The 4,311-nt window shown below is 74.3% G+C and carries 4 protein-coding genes; 3 read left to right on the top strand and 1 reads right to left on the bottom strand.

The features are described from left to right. Positions 1–139: 139 nt before the first annotated feature. Positions 140–619, bottom strand: coding sequence for a GNAT family N-acetyltransferase (locus tag ACFU6K_RS32555; protein WP_049661127.1), 480 nt, complete (start codon positions 617–619; stop codon positions 140–142). A gap of 321 nt (positions 620–940) precedes the next feature. Between ACFU6K_RS32555 and ACFU6K_RS32550 the strand changes: the two genes are divergently transcribed. The 3 genes from ACFU6K_RS32550 to ACFU6K_RS32540 all read left to right on the top strand — a co-directional run bounded on the left by ACFU6K_RS32550 (position 941) and on the right by ACFU6K_RS32540 (position 4,290). Next, on the top strand, positions 941–2,485 hold the full coding sequence (locus tag ACFU6K_RS32550) for an ATP-dependent DNA ligase (protein WP_380669179.1): 1,545 nt from the start codon (positions 941–943) through the stop codon (positions 2,483–2,485). Positions 2,486–2,732: 247 nt separating this feature from the next. Further along, positions 2,733–2,966 (top strand): ferredoxin, encoded by a 234-nt coding sequence (locus ACFU6K_RS32545; protein WP_380669177.1) that lies wholly within the window; start codon positions 2,733–2,735, stop codon positions 2,964–2,966. Positions 2,967–3,075: 109 nt separating this feature from the next. Next, positions 3,076–4,290, top strand: a complete 1,215-nt coding sequence (locus tag ACFU6K_RS32540; protein WP_380669175.1) for a cytochrome P450 — start codon at positions 3,076–3,078, stop codon at positions 4,288–4,290. Positions 4,291–4,311 lie beyond the last annotated feature (21 nt).

Genomic DNA, 4,311 nt, shown 5'->3' with positions numbered 1-4,311 from the left:
GTCGTCCTGTCGTCGCTGTTCACGTGGCCACGCTTTCTGTTCCGGGTCGACTGGTCGGGTGTCGACACATGGGAGACCTCCCGGCGGGGCGCCGATAACAGAAAATTCCGAACGAATGTCCGGGGGTCAGGCCGCGGTCTCAGCCGGCCGGTGCCTCCGGAGCCATGTCGTAGGTGATGAACCTGGTCTGATTGGCGACCTTGTCATATTTTCCACGGGCCCGGTAATTGTCCTCAGAGGTGATCCAGCGGACGGTGTTCCACCCGCGTTCCGCCGCGATTTCCCGCAGCCGGCCCAACAGCGCGTCCACCGCCCCGCCGCCCCGGACCTCCGGCGCCACGAACAGATCGTCCAGGAAGCACCCGACCGCCCCGTGCAACGGTCGCGAGAACGGCCGGTAGTGCGCCAGCCCGACCGGCCTGCCCTCCCCGTCCCGCACCAGCAGCCCCGCCACCTCGTGCCCCGGATCCATCACCCAGGACCACACCAGCTCGGCCTTCTCCTCCGGAATCGGCACCCGGTAGAACTCGCAGTACCCACGGAAGAGTTCACGCCAGGCCGGGTAGTCACCGGCCTCCGGCACGCCGACGCTCCAACGGGCCGTGGAGGTGTCGTTCATCTCGGTCTCCATCACTCAGGGGGCGGTAGGAGCCACCAGCATGACGCCCCGTCGCCCCACCGCGGATCACCTCCCCGGCCAAGACCACGTACCCGCTACGCCACTCCGGCGCCTTGCCTCACCGCCCAGGACCCCCCGGACGCAGCACCGCCCCGATCAGCCCAACCCGCCCGGGGCCGGGGGTAGGCAGGGCCGGCCCCGAACAGGCGCGACTGGGTGACGGCTGCACGGGTGCGGCTGCGCGGGGCGGCTCCGGGTGGGGGCCGTGGTCGTGCGGGGGCGGCGGTGGGGGCGGATGCTGAGGGGGGTGGAGGTGGTGGTGTGGCGGGGCTGTCGAGGTTGGCGTCGGTGTCGCGGGAGGTGGCGGCGGAGGCGGGGCGGCGGGCGAAGACGGGGTTGTTGGCCGGGTGTCTGCGGGGGCTGGGGCCGGTGGAGGGGGCGGCGGCGGTGGCGCTGCTGTCCGGGGAGTCGCAGCGGTTGCGGACCGGGATCGGGCCGGCGGCGGTGCGGGGGTTGCCCGGGCCCGCGGTGGAGGCCTCGCTCGGGGTGCGGGAGGTGGAGCGGGAGCTGGAGCGGATCGCGGCGGTGCACGGGGCCGGGGCGCAGGCGGAGCGGCGGCGGCTGCTGCACGGGCTGTTCGCGCGGGCGACGGCGGAGGAACAGGGGTTCCTGCGGGCGGTGCTGGTCGGGGACCTGCGGCAGGGGGCGCTGGACGCGGTGGTGGGGGACGCCGTGGCGCAGGCGGCGGGGGTGCCGCCGGCGGCGGTGCGGCGGGCGTTGATGTTCCGGGGGTCGGCCCGGGCGGTGACGGAGGCGGCGCTGACCGGCGGGGAGCCGGCGCTGGCGGCGTTCCGGCTGGAGGTGGGGCGGGCGGTCCGGCCGATGCTGGCCGCCTCGGCGCCGGACGTGGCCACGGCGCTGGAGCGCACCGGTCCGGCCGCGCTGGAGTGGAAGCTGGACGGCATCCGGATGCAGGTGCACCGGGAGGGCGGGGAGGTCGCGGTGTTCACCCGCGGCCTGGAGGACATCGCCGCCCGCGTCCCCGAGGTGGTCGAGGCCGCGCTGGCGCTGCCGCTGCGTTCGGTGGTGCTGGACGGCGAGGCGATCGCGCTCGGTCCGGCCGGCCGGCCGCGTCCGTTCCAGGAGACCGCCGCACGGACCGCCTCCCGGCGGGACCCGGACCGGCTGCGCGCCGAGGTCCCGCTCGACGCCTACTTCTTCGACCTGCTGCACCGGGACGGCGAGGACCTGGTGGACCGTCCCGGCCGGGAGCGCTGGGCGGCGCTGGCCGGGGCGGTGCCGGACGGCCTGCGGGTGGCCCGCACCGAGACCGGGGACCGCGACCGGGCGCTGGCCTTCTTCCGCGACACCCTGGCGCTCGGCCACGAGGGCGTGCTGGTGAAGGACCCGTCGGCCCCGTACGCGGCCGGGCGGCGCGGCGCGGGCTGGATCAAGGTGAAGCCCCGGCACACCCTGGACCTGGTGGTGCTGGCCGCCGAGTGGGGCAGCGGGCGGCGACGCGGCTTCCTCAGCAATCTGCACCTGGGCGCCCGGGCGGCGGGCGAGCCGGGGCTGGGCCCGTGGGTGATGCTCGGCAAGACCTTCAAGGGCCTGACCGACGAGACGCTCGCCCGGCAGACCACCGAACTGCTGGCCCGGGAGACCGGACGGGACGCCTGGACGGTGCGGGTCCGGCCGGAACTGGTCGTCGAGATCGCCTTCGACGGGGTGCAGCGCAGCCCCCGCTATCCGGCCGGACTCGCCCTGCGGTTCGCCCGGGTGGTGCGCTACCGGCCGGACAAGGACGCCGCCGAGGCGGACACCGTCGCGACGGTACGGGAGATCGCCGCCGCCGAGGGACTCTGAGCCGGGAACGGGCGGCGACGGAGAGCGACCCGGAAGCTGTGAACCTCCTTGGGGCGCACGCCTGTTGGGGCAACGTCGGTTCAAACCTCCTCGCCGTCCGGGCGGCTCCGACGGGAGCCGAATCGGCCATTCTCGACGATCCCGCCACCGCGCCCTCCGTGGACGGAGCAGCGGCGGTTAGGTTGGCAATGACAACGAGAGGCGGCCGCCGGGCAGCCGGCGGCGCACTGGCGAGAGGTGCCCGACCATGCGGGTGAGTGTCGACCGGGACCGCTGCTGCAGCTCCGGGATGTGCGTCACGAACGTTCCCGAGGCCTTCGACCAGGACGACGACGACAGTCTGGTGAGGCTCCGTCAGACCGCCTTCCGGCCCGACCAGTTCGAGGATCTCAGACTGGCCGCCCAGCTCTGCCCGGGCGGCGCCATCACCGTGGTCGAGGACGGGCCGGCGGAGGCCGGGGCCGCCTCCGTCGACGGCTGACCGCGCGGCGGTCCGGGCCGGCCGCAGGCCGGAACCGCACCCAGGACCGACGAACGTCCGGCAACCCCACCCCCACCGGAGAACCATCGCGACGCAAGGAGACCCCGCCTTGACGAGCACACCCACCGTGCCCGCCGTCCCGCTTCCGGCCCGGCACTCTGCCGGCTGCCCGTTCGGCCCGCCACCCGCCTACACCGAGGCCGCCGCCACCGCGAACCTGAGCCGCGCCGAGCTGCCCGAGGGCGATTCCTGCTGGCTGGCCACCGGTTACACCGAGGTCCGCGCCATCCTGTCCGACCGCCGGTTCAGCGCGGACCTGCGCCACCCGTCCTTCCCGCTGCTGGTCGCCGGCAGCCGGGAGCGGATCGGCGAGAACCCGAACTTCCTCAACCTCGACGACCCCGAGCACGCCCGGCTGCGCCGGATGGTCACCGGGGACTTCCTGGTCAAACGGGTCGAGGCGATGCGCCCGGACATCCAGCGGATCGTGGATGAGGCGCTGGACGGGATGACCGAGGGCCGCGCCGAGGCCGACCTGGTCGCCGACTTCGCGCTGCCCGTCCCCTCGCTGGTGATCTGCCTGCTGCTCGGCGTCCCGTACGAGGACCACGAGTACTTCCAGGGCAACAGCCGGACGCTGCTCAGCAACACCAGCACGATCGAGCGGCGCCTGGAGGTCCGGGACGAGATGCTCGAGTACCTGGAGGCGCTGGCGGCCCGCAAGCGGGAGGAGCCGAGGGACGACATCCTCAGCCGGCTCGCCGTCCGGGACGACCTCACCCCGCGCGAGGTCGCCAGCACCGGCTTCCTGCTGCTGGTCGCCGGGCACGAGACGACCGCGAACATGATCTCGCTCTCCACCGCCCTGCTGCTGGAGCGGCCCGAGCAGATCGCCAGGCTGGCCGACCCGGCCGCGGTGCCCGGCGCGGTGGAGGAGCTGCTGCGCCACCTCACCATCATCCACACCGGGGTGCTCCGGGTGGCGCTGGAGGACGTGGAACTGGGCGGTACGACCGTCCGGGCCGGGGAGGGCGTGATCGCGATGCTCTCCACCGCCAACCGGGACGAGGCGGTGTTCGGCGGCGCCGACCGGCTGCCGACCGACGAGCTGGACCTGGACCGGGACGCCCGGCGGCACATGGCCTTCGGCTTCGGCGTGCACCAGTGCCTCGGCCAGCCGCTGGCCCGTGCCGAGCTCCAGATCGCGCTGGCCACGCTGTTCCGGCGGCTGCCCGGGCTGCGGCTGACCGTCCCGCGCGACGAGCTGGCGTTCCGTACCGACTCGTTCATCTACGGCATGCGGTCGCTGCCCGTCGCCTGGTGACGCCCGGCCGAGGTCCGGCCG

The sequence above is a fragment of the Kitasatospora sp. NPDC057512 genome (genome assembly GCF_042802135.1).
In the GTDB taxonomy this organism is placed as follows: Bacteria; Actinomycetota; Actinomycetes; order Streptomycetales; family Streptomycetaceae; genus Kitasatospora.
This window is presented reverse-complemented; position numbering and strand designations above follow the sequence as displayed.

What these genes read in the sequence shown, in the direction of transcription:
- ACFU6K_RS32555 (WP_049661127.1), bottom strand. Translation starts at nt 619, where the DNA reads ATGAACGACACCTCCACGGCCCGTTGGAGCGTCGGCGTGCCGGAGGCC.
- ACFU6K_RS32545 (WP_380669177.1), top strand. Translation starts at nt 2,733, where the DNA reads ATGCGGGTGAGTGTCGACCGGGACCGCTGCTGCAGCTCCGGGATGTGC.